The following is a 19,320-nucleotide window of genomic DNA, read 5'->3' on the forward strand; positions in this document are numbered from 1 at the left end:
AACAGCGGCATCACTTCTAGTCAATATCTTCTGCAATTTCCGCAGGAATATTGCCTTCGCGTCTCATCTTCAGGTAACCACGGATGAACGGCTGCAGATCGCCATCCAGCACACGGTCTACATCGCCTACTTCCACGCGCGTGCGGAGGTCTTTTGCCATGCGATACGGCTGCAACACATACGAACGAATCTGTGAGCCGAAGTTGATATCCAACTTGGAATCTTCCAGCTTCTTGCTTGCTGCTCGCTTCTTCTCAAGCTCGAACTCATACAGGCGCGAGCGCAGCATCTTCATCGCCTTCTCTTTATTCTTGTGTTGCGAACGCTCGTTCTGGCAGCCCGCGACAATGCCCGTAGGAAGATGCGTAATACGCACGGCAGAGTCCGTCGTGTTGACGTGCTGTCCGCCTTTGCCGCCGGAACGATAGGTGTCGATGCGAAGATCATCCGGCTTAATGTCGATCACGATCGAATCATCAATTTCCGGCGATACAAAGACAGACGAAAATGAAGTGTGACGACGTTTTGCCGAATCAAAGGGAGAGATACGCACCAACCGGTGCACACCTGTTTCTCCGCTTATAAGGCCGAAGGCGTTTTCGCCGGAGATGGTAAATGTCGCAGACTTAATGCCTGCTTCGTCCCCATCCTGAATTTCGTTGATCTCAGTCTTGAAGCCATTGCGCTCGGCCCAGCGCAGATACATGCGCATCAGCATCTCCGCCCAGTCCTGACTCTCCGTTCCGCCTGCGCCCGGATGCACGGTAACGATGGCGTTGAGAGGATCACTCTCCTGCGAGAGCATGGTCTTCGCGTCCAGGTCTTCCACGAAGCGATCAATCTCTTCAATCGCCTTGGCAAGGTCGGCTTCTACATCTTCGCCCTCGCGTGCCAGATCAAAGTAGGCTTCCACATCCTCACTGCGGCGCGATAACTCTGCATCGTCGGCAAGCAGTGTTTCCAGGCGTTTGCGTTCGCGCATCAATGGCTGTGAACGCGCCGCATCGGCCCACAGTGCCGGGTCCGCAATCTGCGTTTCAACGGCTTCCAGTTGCTGTTTGAGTTTGGGCGAGTCAAAGATACTCCCGCAGATCGCGCACGCGTGCACGAACCGGGGAGTATTGGTATTCAAGATCGGTCAACATATCGTTCTCAGTTTATCGCGATGCGCTGCCGAGTCGTCCCATACAGAAGAAAGCCGATACCTATCCCTGTACATACAAGTGCGAAGACATCTCCAAAGCGGGTATAGAAAGTAAGGTCATGGAGATAGTCAAAATGCACAGCAGCAGCGCCGCGCTGGTGGCGTTCCATGCGCTCCACCACTCGGCCATTCGGGTCAATCGAAGCCGTAATGCCGTTATTGGTGCCACGCAAAATCCAGCGATGATTCTCAATTGCCCGCATCCGCGCCATATTGATGTGCTGGAAAGGCGCGCTGGTGTCGCCATACCAGCCATCGTCCGATAGGTTCGTCAGCACCTCGGCGCCATTGGCCACAAACTGCCGGATTTCGTCGCCAAAGATGGACTCATAGCAAAGAAAGACGCCATAACGATGGCCATCTGCACCCAGCGGCACACGGCTGCTGCCCCGATCAAAGGTGCCTACGGCCTGCGTTAATCCACTGGCGAAAGAAAACAGGCTGGCATACGGTGTGAACTCGCCAAAAGGCACCAGATGAATCTTGTCGTATCGCCCTACATAGCCCCGGGGCGGAAGAAAGAGCGCAGCCGAGTTATAGATGTGATAGCCGCGCCGTTCCTGCGGAGCCGCCTCCACCCCGATGGTTCCGGCAATCATCGGTGCATGTACCGCCTCAACAAGTTGTGCCGCGACTGAAGTAAAGTCTGGTCGATTGGTATAGAACGGCGAAGGAGATTCCGGCCACAAAACAATCCGCACAGGAGAGTCATCCAGCGAAGCAGCCTGTATTGATAGACCAGCGAAGTTTCTTGCCAGCGTCCCAGCGTCTTCCGCTTCTTCCTGCCCCACGGAAAGATTCGGCTGCATCAGGACAGCTTTCTGCGAACCCGCCTGGCGTTGAGGCGCCATCCATCCGCCCACATTCTGCACCCCGGCAGCCAGCACCGCACCACACAATGCAGCGACAGCGGGAATGCGTCTGCGCGGCAAGACAAGCGCCGCTGCAATCGCAGCGTTTACTGCCATCAACACAAAACTGATGCCGTAGACACCAGTCAAAGGAGCGAGTCGTGTCAGCGCATAGCTATCGACCTGCGAGTATCCCAGAAGGTTCCACGGAAAGCTGGTGATGCGTGCCCGTGCAAGTTCAACGCCAACCCATAAAAACGGCGCGGCGATCAGTGCCACTGCAATTCCCGCTCTGCGTGCTACGGCTAATAAACCGGCAAATAACGCGTGATACAGCCCTAAATAAAGGCAGAACAGCACCATCACCAGCGCCGCGACCGGAGTTGGCAATCCTCCGTAGAGGTGCATGGTGGAGTAGACCCAGTAACAGGTACCTAGATACCAGAGCACGCCATTCGCATAGCCAACTGCTGCGCATTTCCATGCGCTCCAAGTGCGGCCCTCGACCAATAAAAGCCACAACAGGGGTACCAGTGCGAACCATGAAAATGCCGCCCGCCACACCGGCAGCGGTCCTGCAACGGGGAAAATCACCACCTGCAAAACACTGGTAAGAAGAAGCGCGGCAAAAGCGCGCACCGAGAGCACTCGCATCGCGTGGAGTCTAGCACCCCTGGCCAATCTGTGCGTTGGGATTACAATGAACATCAATGCTTGATCTGATCATCCGCGGACTTGCACACGTTCTCATCCCCATGTTCCTTATCGGCATGGGAGGATCGGCCATTGTCGTGGCGATCACCCTGGTAAAAGACATGCACGACTTCTTCTCTGACAACGGCGAAGAGTCCAGCGCAGCTGACAATCTGCATTAAGCTCCCACGACATGATTGACTGCTATCCCCACCGGCAGTAGACTCACCGCTGGGCGCTTTTTCGCATGTGCAGGTTTCTTCGGCACATCAAGCGGACAGGCCCGGTACAAGATGGCGTCGAAACGCACTTACACACCACCCGTTCCAAATCGTGTCCGCCTCGTGGTCGCATCCTCCGTGATGCTGACCTTCATTTCCTTTTGGCGAGCGGCCGCCATCGTTCTCAACGATCTTGGATCTTCAGCCTTTTATGCGGGTGGCATCGCGGAAGAAGCGGTGGGCAAATCTGCCCCCTGGCTCATCCTGGGCACCATGTTCTTCTCTTATGCGGTGCGCGCGGTCTACGTGGAAAGTTGTTCCATGTACACACGTGGTGGCGTCTACCGCATTGTGAAAGAAGCCCTCGGCGGCACCTTTGCCAAAGTCAGTGTCTCCGCGCTGATGTTTGACTACGTCCTTACGGGACCCATCTCGGGCGTATCTGCCGGACAATATGTCGTCGGACTTCTCAATGGCCTGCTGGCTCAGGCCGCCGTCTCGCCCCGATATCATCACTGGGCTGTAAACGCGGCAGGCGTACCTCTTCAACTCAATGTGAACCATACTTCGGCGTTCATCGCTGTGCTGATCACTATTTTCTTTTGGTGGCAGAACATCAAAGGCATTGAGGAATCCAGCGAAAAGGCTCTCAGCATTATGAAGATCACCACCGTTATGGTGGTCGTTCTCATTTGTTGGGGCCTCTTTAGCGTGGGACACATCGGAGCAACTCTTCCCCCCTTTCCTACACCTTCAAACTTTAAGTTCAGCCCGGACGCTCTGGGCTTCCTGAAACACACTCAGTTCGCGAAAAATCTCGGCCTCTTCGGCATCCTGATGGCCTTCGGCCATTCGGTGCTTGCCATGTCTGGCGAGGAATCGCTGGCCCAAGTCAATCGCGAAATTGAACATCCCAAATTGAAGAACCTGAAACGTGCTGCTCTGGTCATCGCCATTTACAGCATGGTCTTCACCGGTCTGGGCTCTCTGCTGGCAGTGATGCTTATTCCGGATAGCGTTCGCGTCAGCGTGTATCGCGATAACCTGATCGCCGGCATGGCCATGTACATGGTCGGTCCGCTGGCACTCCGCGTCGCCTTCCGTATTTTTGTTGTAATCGTTGGCTTCCTGATCCTGGGAGGCGCTGTAAATACTGCCATTGTGGGTTCCACAGGCGTGCTGATGCGCGTGGCAGAAGATGGCGTACTTGCGGATTGGTTCCGCAAACCGCAGAAGCGTTTTGGGACCAGTTACCGCATCGTGAACATGGTGGCACTGATCCAGCTCTTCGTCATCGTGGTGACACGCGGCGACGTCATCATGATTGGCGAAGCGTACGCCTTTGGCGTCATCTGGAGCTTCACTTTTAACGCACTCGCCATGCTCGTCCTGCGATGGAAATACAAAGGTGAACGCGGCGCAAAGGTTCCTGTAAACCTTCGCATTGGCAAAACCGAGCTACCGATTGGCCTGTTCTGTGTCTTCCTTGTACTGTGCACCACGGCGGTCGTGAATCTCTTCACGAAATCGGTGGCTACCGTCAGTGGCATTATTTTCGCCATTGGATTTTTCATCATCTTCTCTTTGTCGGAACGGGATAACAAACGTCGTCACAAACAGACGGAACGACAGATGAAGGAGCACTTCCAGTTAGAACATTCGGAAGAAGTAGGCCGCGATGATCTTGCCATCCGCCCTGGCGGCGTCCTGATTACCATGCGCGATGCTGCCACACCACATGCTTTGAAATGGGCTTTGGCGCGCACGGATACCGAAGAGCAGGACATCGTCGTTCTAGCTGCGCGCATGATGGGCGCAGGTGGACCGGAGTATGTTGATGCCTCAGAACAACTTTTTAGTGAACACGAACAAATGTTGTTCACCAAAGCTGTCTCTGTTGCAGAAAGCTTTGGCAAACATATAGGACTTGTTGTCGTTCCTGCTGGCGATATCTTCGCAGCGATTGTCCGCACGGCTAATTCATTGGATGTGGCCGCAGTTGTTTCTGGACTTTCCACCAAACTAACGGCGCAGGAGCAGGCCTATCATGTAGGCCAGGCGTGGGAAACATTACCTGAACCCAAGCGCCAGTTCACTTTTTACGTTGTGCCACCCACTGGTGAAGCAGAGAGTTTCCATATTGGTCCTCATGCGCCAACCATTCCGGCCAGCGATGTCCAGCTTGTGCATCGTCTCTGGCTGAACATGCGGCGCGACCCGCATATGGATGATCTACACCATTCGGACATCGTGTCCTTTGCGCTAACCCGTCTTGCAGCGTCTTATGCCAATGACCGCACTGTTACGTCACAACAGTTACGAGCCGCCATTGATGATGGTAGCCAGCGGCGCGGCCTCGGAGCCGTTTCCCGTTTTGAAGATACCGATGAAAATCCTGGGTATTCACTGACCGCGTCTCGTCCAGATAGTTTCTGATCGGACAACAAATCGATTACCGATATCTTGGTTTTGTGTTACTCCAATTGGTATCCAAACGGGTAATCTTTGATCTAAACTCATTTTCAATGAGCATTTATGCTCACAGGGGGTAATTTCTTGGAAGTAAATCGTATTCTTGCAGAGATTGATGCACAGATTGCCAAGCTGCAGCAGGCCCGTGCATTGCTTGCTGGCGGCAGCAGTGCTGCCCCGGCGGTAGTAAAGAAGCCTGTGGGACGTCCACGCAAGAGCACCACGACATCCGCTTCCAAGGCAACTCCAAAGAAGCGCACCTTGAGTGCAGAAGCACGCAAGCGGATTGCAGATGCGCAGAAGAAGCGCTGGGCAGAAACCCGCAGGGCCCAGAAGTAAAAGCCGGAATTCGGTCAGTAAATAAGGGGGAGCCCAGTGGCTTCCCCTTATTTACTGTCTACCGAGTCACAAGCACTTCCCGCAGATTGTCCTTCGCGAGAAAGAATTTGTAACTCGCAAACTCACGAAACAGCTGTTCAATCTGCCGATTGGTCAACGTATCGCGTACGTCCACCGGTGCCGCAAACTGCGTGTCCACCTGGCCATCATCACGCAGATGGTAACGTTGCAGGCCGCTCTCCGGTTTGACATGGAAAAATGCCAGTAACTGTCCGCCTGGCTGCATGACCTCATGAATACGGCGCACTACGGCTGTGCGCAATTCGGTCGGAAAATAATCTGCAGTATCCCAGAACAGTACTGTGTCGAAGAGTCTTTCCCCAAAATCCAGATTCTCGCGCACGAAGTCTTCCGTCGGAAAAGGTGCGTCCGCATCCGTCCGTGCCCATTTTGGGTCGGCGACATCCTCCACCAGGTCCGCCATGTACACGCTGTGCCCCATGGCCGTCAGGAAATTAATATTCGTGGACGACGTGGGCCCAATATCCAGAATGCGCAAACCTTCCTGCTCGCGCAGCGATTTCTGGAGTTGACTCCATCCACTGGAAGGTCTGGGAATACGAGCGTTTGCCTTTGCGCTCGCCCCGCGCGATTCGTTGCTGCCAAATAGACGCACATCTACCTCCGGTGCTTTGACTGCCGATGTATCGCATCGACGTTAGCTCTCCATGAAAAGACGGCGGCCTATTCTTTCGTCCCCGACAACGATACGCGACCCTGAATTGCGGATCCTTCCTCAATGGAGAGCCGAGCCGCGTTGAGATCGCCCATCAGCGAAGCTCCCTTACGCAATTCCACACGTCCTGTTGCTGTCACATTGCCGTTCACCCGGCCCAGGAGAATCGCGTCGTGCACATGCAGTTCTGCCTCCACCTCAGCATCTGGGCCCACTGTAAGGCGGCTTTCCTTCAGCGCAACACTTCCCTGCAGCCGACCGTGCACAATGACATCTTCCGCGCCGGAAATTTCGCCGCGCACCTGAATTGATTTTCCCAGAACTGTCGATCCTTCTGCCGCCATCGCTTAAACTCTCCTCCTGACCTCCCGGTGAGTCTAATCAAGTGCAGGCTGCTCGGCAACGCGGAGATTCTGTCCGCACCTGCAAAGTCACCTAGTAGGCTAGGAAAGCATCCTACGGCAGAGTTAAACGGCGCCCATGTTGAGAATCGTTTGGAATCAGTATTTTGTGTGGCTGGCCATCGCCAGCTTTCTCATCAGCATTACAGCAGGCGCACAGGAATCTCTTACCCCGTCCTCTGTCTCTGCCATTCTTCAGCAGGCGGTCCAATTTCAATTGGATGACTTCCATCATCGCGGATGGGGATTACAGTACCGTGTCCATCGCACAGACCAAAAAGAAGACAGCATCCGTGAGGTCATTGAAACAGAGGATGGAAACATATCGCGCACGCTTACTTTCAAAGGGCGTCCGCTCACTACGGAAGAAGAAAGCGGCGAATTTGCACGCCTTCACGCACTTACACCCGAAGATGTCCGCAAGCGCCGTCAAAAATCCGAGAGCAGTGATAAATACGGCATCGAGCTGATGAAAACGCTGCCAAAGGCAATGATCTTTACACCAGTAACAGGACAGCCACAGCTCCCCAATCATCCACGACAGCAAATCGTGCTGGATTACGCGCCTGACCCTGCATTCCATCCCGGCTCCACAACGCAATCACTGCTGATGGGAATTGCCGGCCGCATCTGGATCGACGCGGAAACCCATCACCTTACGCGTATCGAAGTTCGCATTATTCAGAACCTGAATCTGATGTTTGGCATTCTTGCACGTGTCTACCAGGGGGGTACCGTGTCTTATGAGCAAAAGCCCGTCAGCCTCACACATGACGCATACACCGAAATCAAGATGGACGTAAAACTCCGCGAATTAATGGTGCATGTTGCTCCGTATCAACAGACATTGTCCGTGACAGACATACAGTTTCTTCCGACCGCACCTTCCGTGCGTGATGCGGTCAATACCCTGCTGGCAATTCCTTCGATTAAGCCGTGATGCGTTGCTGGCGGACAGTAAGCGCGTCTACACGATCCCTTCGAACCTCATAACCACGGCCCGCAGAACCAGGAACAATAATCTCGCCCTCGCTGCTGACGGTAACTTCCGGATCAATGATGTCTTCACTCCAGTAACGAGCAGAAGCGGAGACATCACCCGGCAGTGAGAAATTCGGCAGGCTGCTCAACGCGATATTCTGCGTGCGACCGATACCACTCTCCAACATGCCACCACACCATACCGGCACGCCGTGCTTCTGCGACACGTCATGTACCGCAATCGCTTCCGTAAAGCCGCCAACACGTCCCACCTTGATATTGATGATCTTTCCACTGCCAAGTTCCAGCGCAGCCTGTGCATCCCGTGCATTGCGGATGCATTCATCCAGGCAGATTGCAGTGTGGATACGCTTCTGTAACTGCGCATGGAAATAGAAATCGTCATACCAGAGCGGCTGTTCAATCATTAGTAGCTTGTATTGATCCCATGACGCGATATGGTCTGCATCACTTAATTGATAGGCAGAATTGGCATCGCAGCTTAGCAGGATATCCGGCCAGCGCTTGCGCACTGCTGCAAACATCTCCGAGTCATACCCGGGCTGGCACTTCAACTTAATGCGCTGATATCCCGCAGCTACTTCCTTCGCAACGCGGTCAAGCTGCTTCGGAATATCCATCTCCATCCCAATGGAAACACCGCAGGCAATCTTCTCTCGCGTGCCGCCCAGCAACTTAGCCAGCGAAATCCCACGGACCTGCGCCTCCAGATCCCAAACAGCATTCTCCAACGCAGCTTTCGCCATGCGGTGCCCGCGCACCTGCAACAGCAACTGCGGAACATCACGGCCCGCCGCAATATCTCTGCCCACCAGACGCGGAGCCAGTTCGTGCTCTGTGATGAACCATGCCGTGTCGATCATCTCGTCGGAAAAGAACGGATGTTCGCCTGCAACACACTCGCCCCACGCAGTGAAACCTTCACTCTGCAACTCAATCAGAAGAATGCGACGGTCCGTCGTAAGCCCAAAGCTGGTACGGAATGGATGCACGAGGGGCATCTTGATTTCGCGCAAAACAATCGCATCAATTTTCATTGTCTTCTCCTAATATCTTGGGAGTTCGGCTGGTGGAACTCCCAGCAAAAACTTGCCTGTACCGTCTTCCGCGCGATCATAACCAATCACAGCAAGTCCCTCGGCAAAGTGTCGTTGCAATGCCTCCCGCACTCGCGATTGTGTCTCCGCGGCATGCCTATCGCCATCCGCCTTCCACGCATAGATCTGCGCGGGTACAGAGACCATGGCTTCTATTTTCTCGTTCAGCGGCTCACGCGCCATGACACGTTTCGCATGATCCGAATCAATCCACCATTCCGCATAGAGGCGATCTGTCGGCAAACCACCCTGCAAAGGCGATGACGATGCTCCATAAAAGTCAGGGATATATCGGCGACTAATTGCACCCAGACGAGAAAGGTTAAAAAAACTGTTCTTTATTTCCAGCGGATCATAGGTCCACTCAATTAACTTAATGCCCTGCTCCAACGCAATCTCACGCTGCTGCAGCTTCATGGTGCGGCCCAGGCCGCTATTGCGATACTCCGGCAGCACCGCCAGCATCTGCGAATGGATGTATGCCATTCCATGGCGATGTGCGGGCAGGCCTAAGTTGAACCCCACCAAGGTAGCGCCATCCCATGCGCCCAGCACATGCCCACCCAACTTATCGGCAAGAAAGAAGACCCTGCGCGGCAGTAACTCACCCGCGGAATACTGCCATGTCTTCTGCTGTAAATGCACGCAGGCATCGAACTCTTCCTGCGTATGCAGCTGCTCTACACGAAGCTCACTCACAGGCTCTTCTCCTTGAGCTTTGCCTTGTTCCAAAGCGCATCTTTTTCGTTCAGTGGTAACGCCACAAATCCCTCACCCGCCATCTGCTCCATCGCACGAAATCTCCGACGAAACTTCGCATTCGCTTTCTTCAATGCCTGTTCCGGATCAACCTGCAAATGCCGCGAAAGATTGGTCAGCACAAAGTAAAGGTCACCAATCTCTTCTTCCAGCAATTCCACATTCGGAGTCTCCGTCATCTCTTCGCGAACTTCGGCAATCTCTTCCTGCACTTTGTCCAAAAGGCCGCTCACATCCGGCCAGTCGAAACCAACCTTAGCTGCCTTGGAACCAAGCTTGCGCGCCTCAACCAGTGCAGGTACAAAACGCGGGACTTCGCCCAGCAGGCCGTCATCCTTTGCGGGCTTACCTTCCCGCTCTTTCTGCTTCACCGCATCCCACGTCTGAATGACATCGCCGGCTGTCTCGGCAACCACATCGCCAAAGATATGCGGATGCCGCCGGACCAGCTTCGCGCTCAATCCACGCACCACATCATCAATGTTGAAATGGCCCTCATCCTCGGCCATCTGCGCGTAGAACAGCACCTGCAACAGCAGGTCACCAAGCTCATCGCGCAATTCGCCCCAGGCACGCCGATCAATTGCGTCGAAGACCTCATAGGTCTCTTCCAGCGTATGCGGTTTGATGGAATCGAAGGTCTGCTCGCGGTCCCAGGGGCAACCACCCGGACCACGCAGCCGCGCCATAATCGCCGCAGCTTCACGGAATGCATCTCCAGCTTTCGCGGACGTGCTTTCACTCATACCTTCATCGTATCAACGCATCTGCGCTATCCTTGGCGCATGCAGGAACCAGTCGAAAACGAAAAGCGAAACCGTGGATGGCTGTGGCTTCTGCTGCTGCCTGTCGTGGCGCTCATCTTCCCCAGCCTCTACAACCGCGAGACTCCCACGCTCTTCGGCTTCCCGTTCTTTTACTGGTACCAGTTACTGTGGGTCTTCATCGCAACGGCCATCCTCGGCCTGGTCTATAAGCTGGTCAAGGATTAGCTCTCCAGCGCAAAGCGCATGTGCGTAAAACGGAGGAGCCGGCGATCATGTAGCTCTCTAGTTCTCAGAGGGCTTCTCGATATGGTCGATGACTAGAATCTCGACGTGCCCCTTTGTCGGAACAAGTTTGAGACCAAGTTCCTTTACTGCCTCGGAAACAGACAACCCAGAACGATTGGTGGATGCCTCTTGGCTTGGCGAATCCATCGAGGGCATTTTTAGGGAGATATCGTACCTACCGGTAAGTCCTGTCGCATCCTGCACCGGTCGCGCCATGATGTTGGATAACACTCCGGCAACGGCGCTAAGAGGCACACCGTAAAAGTGCATAACACCCTGGCTGTCGCTGGGTATAAACTCACCACCGCCGGGAATAGGCCCTCCCGTCGGGTGCCTGGATCCTGGAATAGATTCAGTAAATCGGGGACCTTCTTTAGACAAGGTTAAAGAATAGACCGCCACCTCTCTTGACTCGCGGTGGACAGCAAGCTTGCAGCGGTCTGCCAACATAGAGCTCATCATAGAGTGGAGCAAATCTGCCCGTGTAGCAGGGTTTTGCCACTTTTCGAGGTCGTTATCTCCGATCCGGGCGTCAATCACATACAAGTCGTCCATGGCCCAATTGGGAACCCCTTCGACTTGCTTCAAAGTATAAAAGGCCGCGTTTCCCGGAGGCGGGGTGTAAGTATGAAGAATCGCGGCGAACAATGACTCATCGTTCAACCGCCATCCGTTCGCCCTGACTTCTATGTCTGGCTGGTCATTGCTTCGTTGTGCATCAGGACTCACCTGTCGAATAGAGACCACGTCAAAAGAGGGTGTCGGTGAAGGCTCCTGGGCAGAGACAGAGACAACGTTAAGGCAAAATATCGGGAGTGAAGTCAGGAGAACACTGAGACGAGAAAAGTTCACGATCAGGTCCCCCTCCTGAAAGACGATTTAGCTGAAGATTGTACTGCGCGGTTTACGAAGCCCGCTTCTCTCCCATCAACTTCCTTCCGCATCCTTCAACGCCGCAGCCACCTTCGCCGTAGTAATCAACTGCCCCACATGGCGCTGTGTATGTTCTGCAATATGGATCAGCAGGCCCACCAGCGTCGTCGGCAATCCTGCCCCTCCCACACTGCGCAGTTCGTTCAACTCTTCCTGTGAAAACTGCGCCGCAAAAGGCCGAACCTTACGAATTGCCTCCACCACCTGGTGTCGCAGCTCCTCCACACTCCTTCCAGCAACGTGCTCTGATCGCAGCGCGGCTATCTGCGCTTCTGACAATCGAAGCCCATCCGCATAGGTCAGTAACCGGTCAATACTCCGCGCAATATGCCGCATCTGAAACGCAACCGAAGGCAGCCCCAGCGGCTTCATTTCCAGCATTTCGTCATCCAGATCGCGCGTCCACCGCAGCACATCCTCTTCCGCCAGCTCCAACGCATGCAGAACGGCGCGCCGCACCGGCTCTACCTCAGTCAACGTCCCGCGAAGCCACGGTTCTGGCCGTTCCTCTGCCATCCTCGGTTCTCCTTCTCTTCACTGTTAAACTTAGATGGACAAAGCCATGTTTGAGAATCTTCAGGAAAAACTGCAGCGCGCCTTTAAGAACCTCCGCGGTCAGGGCACCATCACGGAAGAGAACATCTCCGAGGCCCTGCGCGAAATCCGCCTTGCACTGCTCGAATCCGACGTCAATCTGAACGTCGTCAAAGCCACCATCGACCACATCCGCGAAAAGGCTGTCGGCACACAGGTAGCCACCGCGCTCTCGCCCACCGAGCAGATCATCAAGATCGTCAACGACGAGCTGATCGAAATCCTCGGCAAGGACACCGCGCGCTTCAAGTTCTCCTCGCAGCCACCCAGCGTCATCCTTATGGCGGGCCTGCAGGGCTCCGGTAAAACCACCTCCACCGGCAAGCTGGCCACATGGCTCAAGAAGGGCGGCCACCGCCCCCTGCTCGTCTCCGTGGACGTCTACCGCCCTGCCGCACGTGAGCAGCTTGCCATCGTTGCCAAAGCCGTCGGTGCGCAGATCTACATCGGCAAGGTCAACGAAGAAGAAGTCGGCACGCCACTCGTCCTGCGTCTCGCAAAGGAAGCACTGCGCGAAGCCCGCAACTTCGGCAACGACATCCTCCTCGTCGATACCGCCGGACGTCTCGGCATTGACGAAGCGCTGATGGATGAGATGAAGCAGCTCAAGGCTGCGCTCAACCCCAGCGAAATCCTCTTCGTGGCCGACGCAATGACCGGCCAGGATGCCGTCAACTCCGCCGACGCCTTCCACAAGCAGCTCGGCATCACCGGCGTCATCCTCACCAAAATGGACGGCGACGCACGCGGCGGCGCGGCACTCTCCATCCGCAACGTCACCGGCGCGCCCGTCAAGTTCCTCGGCACGGGCGAAAAGCCGGAGCAGTTTGAAGCCTTCCACCCGGACCGTATCGTCTCGCGCATCATGGGCATGGGCGACATCGCCACCCTGCTTGAGCGCGCCGAAGAAAAGCTCGACCGAGGCAAGGCAGAAGACTTCGCCAAGAAAGCCCTCAGCGGCGACGGCTTCACGCTCGAAGACTTCCGCGACCAGCTTCGCCAGATCAAGAAGCTCGGCTCCATGCAATCCATCCTCAAGATGATGCCCAGCGTTGGTCCCTTCCAGGGTCTGCAGCAGGCCGCCGAGCACGTCGACGACTCGCAACTTGCGCGCACCGAAGCCATCATCAACTCGATGACGAAGAAGGAACGCATCGACCACGAGATGATCAACGGTTCTCGCCGTCGCCGTATTGCAGTCGGCAGCGGCACATCGGTTCAGGAAGTGAACCAATTGCTGAAGCAGTACGGCCAGATGCGCAAGATGTTCAAGGGTCTCGGTTCCGGTGGCGGCAAGATGCAGCGCCGTCTCATGAGCCAGATGGGACAAGCCGGCCGCATGGGTGGCGGTTTCGGCCGCTAAGCACTTCGTGCCGTTCTCGACGCGCTTTCGCGCGTATCTCCATCATCCACAAAAGCCCTATGCTCATTCGTTAGAGATCGCAGACGGCCTTCGAACTCAACCCAACCAATACATGAGAAGCCCCTGTTTGCAGGGGCTTTTCTTTGCCTGCTCGCCGACTCAATCAGTCGCCATTTTCAGCAATGGCATCTTCGTATCAACATAGAGGAATGCCATCGACAGAAAGTACCTTCAGCAACATCCAGGGCCTCATTACAGACGAACAGAGCTTCCTGCTGCGCATCGTCCAGCCTGGTCTCGTCGGTCTGATGGATGGCTCAGTCTCCACGCTCGCCCCCATCTTTGCCACTGCTTTTGCGACACATAATTCGCACACGGCGTTCCTGATCGGCGCCGCGGCAGCCGTAGGCGCTGGCATCTCCATGGCTTTCTCTGAAGCGCTGTCAGACGACGGCAAGCTCACGGGCCGCGGCAGCCCCATTCTGCGAGGCATCGTTACCGGTGCCATGACCTTCATCGGCGGTTTCCTCCACACGCTGCCCTTCCTCATCGGCAACGTGCATCGCGCCCTCATCCTCGCTTACTTTGTCGTCGGCATCGAATTGCTGGTCATCTCCTGGATTCGTTACCGCTTCATGAAAACCAGCTTCGCCGTCAGTTGCCTGCAGGTCATCGTCGGTGGCGGACTGGTCTTTCTCTCCGGCATCCTGATCGGCGAATCCTGATCCTGCGAAAGATTTATCCTGACGAGCCACCGTGGGCCGACTTATACTTCGGCGCATGAGACTCCGCGCCCTTGCACTCGTCGCCTCCCTGCTCTTCAGCGCCACCGCCGCTATCCATGCACAGGACTGGGCGGTGAAACGCCTCGACGCCTCCCCGCGCCACCACGAATACGTCAAGCTGCAGGCCAACGGCAAGCCACTCGACGCATTTGTTGTGTATCCCGAAGTGAAAACGAAGGCCACCTCTATCGTCCTCATCCCGGAGATCTTCGGCCTCAGCGCCTGGGCCAAAAGCATGGCCGATGATCTTGCCGCCGCGGGCTACATCGTGATCGCGCCGGACGTCCTCACAGGCCTCGGTCCCAACGGCGGCGGAACAGACAGCTTCCCCTCGCAGGACCAGGTCACCAAGGCCGTCAGTGGTCTCGATAACGCCGTTGTCATGGCCGATCTCGACGCCGCAGCCGACTACATCACCAAAGTGCCCGCATCCAACGGCAAGCTGGCTTCCGTCGGGTTCTGCTGGGGTGGCGGCAAGAGCTTCGCCTTTGCCACGCACCGCAAGGATCTGAACGCAGCCTTTGTCTTCTACGGCCCACCACCCACCACTGCGGACATGGCCTCGATCAGTGCGCCTGTCTATGGTTTCTACGGAGGCAACGACGCGCGCATTGACGCCACCATCCCCGCGACTATCGAAGCGATGAAAGCGGCAGGCAAGAAGTACGAGCCCGTAACCTATGATGGCGCGGGGCATGGCTTCATGCGCGCAGGCGTCGACCCCACCAACACGGTGGAAGGCAACAAGACTGCACGTGAACAGGGCTTTGCACGGCTCACCGCAGAGCTGGCAAAACTGAACACAGCACCAGCAAGAAAGCGTTCTTCACTTCGCTCTCCTACCCCTGCAAAACGTGTCGTAACAGCAAAGGCCGCACCCATGCGGTGTCATGACATGGATATGGCAGGAATGTAAGCCACATGAAAATTCATTGTCAGCGAAGAAGAGACGGCGCTATGCCGTCCCTTCTTCGCTAAGCAATGTGTACAATGTCCACATTAAGGAGAACGCCTTCATGGCCATCGCATCCACGCACAAAATCACACCGTTTCTCTGGTTCAACGGCAACGCAGAAGAGGCTGTCGATTTCTACATATCCGTATTCCCGGACGCTGAAAAAACAGGCGGTCTCCCCGGCCCCGGTGGCAAACCACTGACGATCTCTTTCCGCCTGGAAGACCTCTCCTTCACAGCACTGAACAGCGACACCGAATTCCGCTTCACGAAAGCCATTTCTTTCCTGGTCACATGCAAGGACCAGGAAGAGATTGACTATTACTGGAATAAATTAACAGCCAACGGTGGTCAGGAAATCGCCTGCGGATGGCTGGAAGACAAGTTCGGTCTGGCGTGGCAGATCTGCCCTGAAAACATCTTCGATCTGGTGAAGACACCCCAGGGATTTCAGGCCATGATGCAGATGAAAAAAATCATTGTCGCCGATCTGGAAGCCGCCGCAAAGGGATAGCTACGCTCCGAAGAAGCCGCGTTCTTTCGCTTCGGCAAGGCGCGGCTCCATATACTGCCACAGTGCCGGGCATCCTTCTTCAATCTGCCCGCGAATACGCTTCACCACGCGCTCATAACTGATGCCGTTTTCTTTCCAGCTCTGGCCGTTGTTATTCAGGTTCAGCAATGCAGGCATAGCGCGGTCAATCGCATTGGCAAACCTTGCCTCCGCCGTCTGGCCCGCTTCAAATTCCTGCCACAACGATTCCAGTTCCGCGGCCTTATCTTTTGGTAGAAAGCCAAAGATACGCCGAATCGCCGCGAGTTCATCGCGCTTGCGTTCCGCCCATCCGCCTTCCACAAACGCCATGGTGTCGCCCGTATCAATCTCGCCGATGTCATGCACCAGCAGCATGCGGATCACATGATTCATGTTCACGGGCTCGGCTGCATACACTTCCAGCGAATACGCAAACAGGCAAAGCTGCCAGCTATGTTCTGCGGAGTTTTCATACCGCTCCAATTCCAGCGGTTTCACCTTCCGCGTTACCGTCTTCAGCTTTTCTACTTCCAGGATGAACTCAATTGCCTGATGCATTTATCCAGCTTAGTTGAAGCAAAGCGCCGAAACATCAGACAATAAAGCCATGGCCGCTTTGCAGGATAAGCTCGACGAGATTACACAGAACACGCGAAAGCTGGTGCAGGCCGAACGGCTCGCCATCAGCGAGCAGGCCATTGCCGAACTTTTCAGCTCTGGCATTGAAGATCACATCCTGCCCGTGGGTACTCTGGCGCCATCATTCGCGCTGGCAGACGCTGTCAGCAGCAAGATCGTTCGTTCCTCCGATCTTCTCGCGCTCGGTCCGCTCATCATCAATTTCTTCCGCGGTCGCTGGGATCCCTATTGCGTTACTGAACTCGAAGTCTGGCGCGACCTTTATCCGCAGGTGCGCGAACGCGGTGCGTTGCTCATCGGCATCTCACCGCAGACGCTGCGCCAGAGCGACTTCACCGTGCAGCAGCACCATATCCCCTACCCTCTGCTGCAGGACGCAAACAGCGTACTGGCAGAGCAGTTCGGCATTGCCTATGCCGTATCAGCAACGCTGCAACGCTACTATCGTTCCATCCTGGTGAATATCCCGTTCATCAACAGTGGCAAGAACATCATGGCCGCACCGGATGACAGCGTATGGAAGCTGCCACTGCCTGCTACCTTTGTCATCGGTCAGGATGGCACCATACGTTTTGCGCAGGCTCACGCCGACTTCCGTGTCCGCCCTGAACCGGAAGACGTCCTCGCCGCGCTCTAACAGCACACTGCTGAACGAAGCCATGCGAACGTAGTTCGTCATCCTGAGCGAAGTGCGAAGCACGCAGTCGAAGGACCTGCTTTCCTTTCCTAACCACGACGTAGCAAGAAAAAGAAAACGCAGCGACCGTTGCGGACATCGCCGCGATCGCTGCGTTCGTTCTATGTCTTCGAGTTACGCCAGTGCTTCCGTGATCGCCAGCCCAAGCTGGTTCAACCCCTTCGATACATCTGCCCCCAGATGCACCCGCAGAGCACGACGTCCACGCTGCTGCAGCACAGCCAAGTCACCCGCCGCCTGCGCATCAATCACCACGCCAAACGTGTACTTCGCATTTGGAATCGACACGTCCACCGCGTGATCCGCAGTAATCTGCAGAAACACACCCGTGTTCGGTCCGCCCTTGTAATCCTGACCGGTGGAGTGCAGGAAGCGCGGTCCAAAGCCGAGGCACGTGGCCACGGTCTTATCGTTGCGCACCAACATACGGAAGCTCTGGATCAGGTCTTCATGCTCCTGCGTCATCTCAATGTAGGCCAGCGTGGCAAAGTAATCGTGCTGCTTGATCTGCGCCAGATGTGCCTTCAGGTAATCGGTCAGCGTCTTGCCGGAAGCAGTCGTGGAGAGCGTCTGTCCATAGCTTTCATCCGCAAACAGCTTAATGCCGTCCACATCCAGAATAGGCTCATGCTCCGCCAGCTTGCCCGTCGCAGCATACTCGTCGGTCAGCTTGCGCGTCTCGATCTTCGCAGCTTCCACGTCGGGCTGGTTGAAGGTGTTAATGCCCATCACCGAACCCGCAACGGAAACCGCAATCTCCCACAGGTAGAAGATCGCCGGCAGTTCATACACATCGTCAATCGTGAAGCGAACCACGGGATGACCAGCCGCAGCCAGCGCATCTACCTTCGCGTCAAGAGCGGTGTTATCTGCGGTGCTCAGGCGAATGTAGGCGAACACACGATCGTTGCCATACACACTCGGCGCGCCAATCGTCTCGCGATCCACAGGCGTAATGCCCTTGCCCAGCTTGCCGGTCGATTCCGCAATCAACTGCTCCAGCCACGCTCCCAGATCAAAAATCTGTGGCGACGTGAAGAACGTCAGCTTGTCGCGGCCAGCGTTGTGGGCATCGCCCAGGATGATGCCCAGCAAAACACCCGGGTTCTTCGTAATCTCAGCCGTGTGCGCCGCATCCACGCCGCGCTTGGCCTGCTGCAGGAACTTCGGCACATCCAGACCAGCCACAGCAGCCGGAACAATTCCGAAATTCGACAGCGCGGAAAAGCGTCCACCAATCGTCTTATCGCCGTAGAAGATGTGACGGAAACCATCCGCCTTCGCTACTGCTTCCATCTTGCTGCCTGGGTCGGTAATGGCGATGAAGTGCTTGCCAGCCTCAGCAGCGCCCACTTCCTTCTGCATCTCGCTGAAGAAGTAATCCTTCAGAATGTTCGGCTCCAGCGTCGAGCCGGACTTCGAAGCCACAATGCAAACCGTCTTCTTCAGGTTCACGGCGGCACGTGCCGCTGCCACCTGCGCCGGATCGGTCGAATCCACAATGTGCAGCTTCGGGAAACCTGCCTGATGACCATAGGTCAACGACAGCACTTCCGGGCAAAGCGACGATCCGCCCATGCCCAGCAGCAGCGCATGTTCAAAACCAGCAGCCTTTACGTCATCACGAAGTGCTGCAAACGACTGCAGATCGCCCAACTGGCGTTCCACAATATCCAGCCATCCCAGCCAGATCGACTCATCGTCAGAGCCCTGCCCGCTGGTCCACAGCGAAGCGTCCTTGGCAAAAAGACGGCCCAGTTTGTTGCCGTTGTGCCAATCGGCAGCGGTAGTAGCAACGGTGCTTTGCAGCGCGGAAGGAAGCGAAACCTGAAGTTCGAGCGAGCTCATAGTGCTTCCATTTTAGAGCGTGTTCCGGGTCTGCAACGTGTCGATGTTTCCTCCAGCAGACAGGCAAGGAATTGCAGCGAATCGATCTGCGGCGTTACACTGAAAGTGCGTTAATCGTCCGTCTGCGCGTTATTCGAACACTAC

21 protein-coding genes are annotated in these 19,320 nt (G+C 55.7%); 10 read left to right on the forward strand and 11 right to left on the reverse strand.

What is annotated here, in order from left to right:
- Window positions 1-16 precede the first annotated feature (16 nt).
- A protein-coding gene (prfB, locus tag AB6729_RS04545) for a peptide chain release factor 2 (protein WP_371080377.1) occupies window positions 17-1,145 on the reverse strand; the annotation gives its coding sequence in 2 pieces (ribosomal slippage) (window positions 17-1,075 and window positions 1,077-1,145; 1,128 coding nt in all).
- A gap of 7 nt (window positions 1,146-1,152) precedes the next feature.
- Window positions 1,153-2,709 carry an apolipoprotein N-acyltransferase gene (gene lnt / locus AB6729_RS04550; protein ID WP_371080378.1) on the reverse strand — a complete coding sequence of 519 codons (1,557 nt, stop codon included), beginning with the start codon at window positions 2,707-2,709 and terminating at the stop codon, window positions 1,153-1,155.
- A 56-nt stretch (window positions 2,710-2,765) separates the two neighbouring features.
- Between lnt and AB6729_RS04555 the strand changes: the two genes are divergently transcribed.
- From AB6729_RS04555 to AB6729_RS04565, 3 genes are all read left to right on the forward strand, one after another.
- On the forward strand, window positions 2,766-2,930 hold the full coding sequence (locus tag AB6729_RS04555) for a hypothetical protein (protein ID WP_371080379.1): 165 nt from the start codon (window positions 2,766-2,768) through the stop codon (window positions 2,928-2,930).
- Between the two features lie 111 nt (window positions 2,931-3,041).
- Entirely contained in the window at window positions 3,042-5,405 is a 2,364-nt protein-coding gene (locus AB6729_RS04560; RefSeq protein WP_371080380.1) for an APC family permease, read from the forward strand.
- Window positions 5,406-5,525: 120 nt separating this feature from the next.
- Window positions 5,526-5,780, forward strand: coding sequence for a hypothetical protein (locus AB6729_RS04565; protein ID WP_371080381.1), 255 nt, complete (start codon window positions 5,526-5,528; stop codon window positions 5,778-5,780).
- A 58-nt stretch (window positions 5,781-5,838) separates the two neighbouring features.
- Here the strand turns inward: AB6729_RS04565 and AB6729_RS04570 are convergent, their stop codons facing one another.
- The gene (locus AB6729_RS04570) at window positions 5,839-6,456 is read right to left on the reverse strand and encodes a class I SAM-dependent methyltransferase (protein WP_371080382.1); all 618 of its coding nucleotides are present in this window, start codon (window positions 6,454-6,456) and stop codon (window positions 5,839-5,841) included.
- A gap of 68 nt (window positions 6,457-6,524) precedes the next feature.
- Complete coding sequence (locus tag AB6729_RS04575; RefSeq protein WP_371080383.1) at window positions 6,525-6,860, reverse strand: polymer-forming cytoskeletal protein; 336 nt, start codon at window positions 6,858-6,860, stop codon at window positions 6,525-6,527.
- A gap of 136 nt (window positions 6,861-6,996) precedes the next feature.
- On the opposite strand from AB6729_RS04575, the gene AB6729_RS04580 reads away from it, so the two are divergent.
- Window positions 6,997-7,857 carry a hypothetical protein gene (locus tag AB6729_RS04580; RefSeq protein WP_371080384.1) on the forward strand — a complete coding sequence of 287 codons (861 nt, stop codon included), beginning with the start codon at window positions 6,997-6,999 and terminating at the stop codon, window positions 7,855-7,857.
- On the opposite strand, the gene menC is transcribed toward AB6729_RS04580, so the two are convergent.
- Genes menC through mazG form a run of 3 tightly spaced genes read right to left on the reverse strand, consistent with a single transcriptional unit; the run spans window position 7,847 to window position 10,521 of the window.
- Entirely contained in the window at window positions 7,847-8,956 is a 1,110-nt protein-coding gene (gene menC / locus AB6729_RS04585; protein WP_371080385.1) for an o-succinylbenzoate synthase, read from the reverse strand. The genes AB6729_RS04580 and menC overlap by 11 nt on opposite strands.
- Before the next feature lie 9 nt (window positions 8,957-8,965).
- A complete protein-coding gene (locus AB6729_RS04590; RefSeq protein ID WP_371080386.1) occupies window positions 8,966-9,715 on the reverse strand; it encodes a GNAT family N-acetyltransferase in 750 nt (249 codons plus the stop codon).
- Window positions 9,712-10,521, reverse strand: coding sequence for a nucleoside triphosphate pyrophosphohydrolase (gene mazG / locus AB6729_RS04595; RefSeq protein ID WP_371080387.1), 810 nt, complete (start codon window positions 10,519-10,521; stop codon window positions 9,712-9,714). Before mazG ends, AB6729_RS04590 begins: the two co-directional genes overlap by 4 nt.
- 39 nt (window positions 10,522-10,560) lie before the next feature.
- Between mazG and AB6729_RS04600 the strand changes: the two genes are divergently transcribed.
- Window positions 10,561-10,767: a DUF3311 domain-containing protein gene (locus AB6729_RS04600; RefSeq protein WP_334239161.1), complete on the forward strand. Its 207-nt coding sequence runs from the start codon at window positions 10,561-10,563 to the stop codon at window positions 10,765-10,767.
- 57 nt (window positions 10,768-10,824) lie between these two features.
- Here the strand turns inward: AB6729_RS04600 and AB6729_RS04605 are convergent, their stop codons facing one another.
- Both AB6729_RS04605 and AB6729_RS04610 read right to left on the reverse strand, forming a co-directional pair.
- Window positions 10,825-11,679 (reverse strand): TIGR03435 family protein, encoded by an 855-nt coding sequence (locus tag AB6729_RS04605; protein WP_371080388.1) that lies wholly within the window; start codon window positions 11,677-11,679, stop codon window positions 10,825-10,827.
- Between the two features lie 75 nt (window positions 11,680-11,754).
- Window positions 11,755-12,276 (reverse strand): DinB family protein, encoded by a 522-nt coding sequence (locus AB6729_RS04610; protein ID WP_371080389.1) that lies wholly within the window; start codon window positions 12,274-12,276, stop codon window positions 11,755-11,757.
- 46 nt (window positions 12,277-12,322) lie between these two features.
- Here AB6729_RS04610 and ffh point away from each other — a divergent pair, with 46 nt between their 5' ends.
- The 4 genes from ffh (at window position 12,323) to AB6729_RS04630 (ending at window position 15,971) form a co-directional block, all read left to right on the forward strand.
- Entirely contained in the window at window positions 12,323-13,717 is a 1,395-nt protein-coding gene (ffh, locus tag AB6729_RS04615) for a signal recognition particle protein (protein WP_371080390.1), read from the forward strand.
- Window positions 13,718-13,926: 209 nt separating this feature from the next.
- Entirely contained in the window at window positions 13,927-14,442 is a 516-nt protein-coding gene (locus tag AB6729_RS04620; RefSeq protein WP_371080391.1) for a VIT1/CCC1 transporter family protein, read from the forward strand.
- Window positions 14,443-14,497: 55 nt separating this feature from the next.
- A complete protein-coding gene (locus AB6729_RS04625; RefSeq protein WP_371080392.1) occupies window positions 14,498-15,418 on the forward strand; it encodes a dienelactone hydrolase family protein in 921 nt (306 codons plus the stop codon).
- 100 nt (window positions 15,419-15,518) lie between these two features.
- The gene (locus AB6729_RS04630) at window positions 15,519-15,971 is read left to right on the forward strand and encodes a VOC family protein (RefSeq protein ID WP_371080393.1); all 453 of its coding nucleotides are present in this window, start codon (window positions 15,519-15,521) and stop codon (window positions 15,969-15,971) included.
- Here the strand turns inward: AB6729_RS04630 and AB6729_RS04635 are convergent, their stop codons facing one another.
- Window positions 15,972-16,550: an HD family hydrolase gene (locus tag AB6729_RS04635; protein ID WP_371080395.1), complete on the reverse strand. Its 579-nt coding sequence runs from the start codon at window positions 16,548-16,550 to the stop codon at window positions 15,972-15,974.
- Window positions 16,551-16,599: 49 nt separating this feature from the next.
- On the opposite strand from AB6729_RS04635, the gene AB6729_RS04640 reads away from it, so the two are divergent.
- Window positions 16,600-17,268, forward strand: a complete 669-nt coding sequence (locus tag AB6729_RS04640) for a peroxiredoxin-like family protein (protein ID WP_371080396.1) — start codon at window positions 16,600-16,602, stop codon at window positions 17,266-17,268.
- Between the two features lie 174 nt (window positions 17,269-17,442).
- On the opposite strand, the gene AB6729_RS04645 is transcribed toward AB6729_RS04640, so the two are convergent.
- A complete protein-coding gene (locus AB6729_RS04645; RefSeq protein ID WP_371080397.1) occupies window positions 17,443-19,176 on the reverse strand; it encodes a bifunctional transaldolase/phosoglucose isomerase in 1,734 nt (577 codons plus the stop codon).
- Window positions 19,177-19,320: the final 144 nt, after the last annotated feature.

Source organism: Terriglobus sp. RCC_193 (genome assembly GCF_041355105.1).
In the GTDB taxonomy this organism is placed as follows: domain Bacteria; phylum Acidobacteriota; class Terriglobia; order Terriglobales; family Acidobacteriaceae; genus Terriglobus.

Coding starts and splice junctions, on each gene's coding strand:
- mazG (WP_371080387.1), bottom strand. CDS start 10,521: ATGAGTGAAAGCACGTCCGCGAAAGCTGGAGATGCATTCCGTGAAGCT.
- AB6729_RS04600 (WP_334239161.1), top strand. CDS start 10,561: ATGCAGGAACCAGTCGAAAACGAAAAGCGAAACCGTGGATGGCTGTGG.
- lnt (WP_371080378.1), bottom strand. CDS start 2,709: ATGCGAGTGCTCTCGGTGCGCGCTTTTGCCGCGCTTCTTCTTACCAGT.
- AB6729_RS04555 (WP_371080379.1), top strand. CDS start 2,766: ATGCTTGATCTGATCATCCGCGGACTTGCACACGTTCTCATCCCCATG.
- AB6729_RS04560 (WP_371080380.1), top strand. CDS start 3,042: ATGGCGTCGAAACGCACTTACACACCACCCGTTCCAAATCGTGTCCGC.
- AB6729_RS04610 (WP_371080389.1), bottom strand. CDS start 12,276: ATGGCAGAGGAACGGCCAGAACCGTGGCTTCGCGGGACGTTGACTGAG.
- menC (WP_371080385.1), bottom strand. CDS start 8,956: ATGAAAATTGATGCGATTGTTTTGCGCGAAATCAAGATGCCCCTCGTG.
- AB6729_RS04620 (WP_371080391.1), top strand. CDS start 13,927: ATGCCATCGACAGAAAGTACCTTCAGCAACATCCAGGGCCTCATTACA.
- ffh (WP_371080390.1), top strand. CDS start 12,323: ATGTTTGAGAATCTTCAGGAAAAACTGCAGCGCGCCTTTAAGAACCTC.
- AB6729_RS04640 (WP_371080396.1), top strand. CDS start 16,600: ATGGCCGCTTTGCAGGATAAGCTCGACGAGATTACACAGAACACGCGA.
- AB6729_RS04580 (WP_371080384.1), top strand. CDS start 6,997: ATGTTGAGAATCGTTTGGAATCAGTATTTTGTGTGGCTGGCCATCGCC.
- AB6729_RS04630 (WP_371080393.1), top strand. CDS start 15,519: ATGGCCATCGCATCCACGCACAAAATCACACCGTTTCTCTGGTTCAAC.
- AB6729_RS04645 (WP_371080397.1), bottom strand. CDS start 19,176: ATGAGCTCGCTCGAACTTCAGGTTTCGCTTCCTTCCGCGCTGCAAAGC.
- AB6729_RS04575 (WP_371080383.1), bottom strand. CDS start 6,860: ATGGCGGCAGAAGGATCGACAGTTCTGGGAAAATCAATTCAGGTGCGC.
- AB6729_RS04625 (WP_371080392.1), top strand. CDS start 14,498: ATGAGACTCCGCGCCCTTGCACTCGTCGCCTCCCTGCTCTTCAGCGCC.
- AB6729_RS04635 (WP_371080395.1), bottom strand. CDS start 16,550: ATGCATCAGGCAATTGAGTTCATCCTGGAAGTAGAAAAGCTGAAGACG.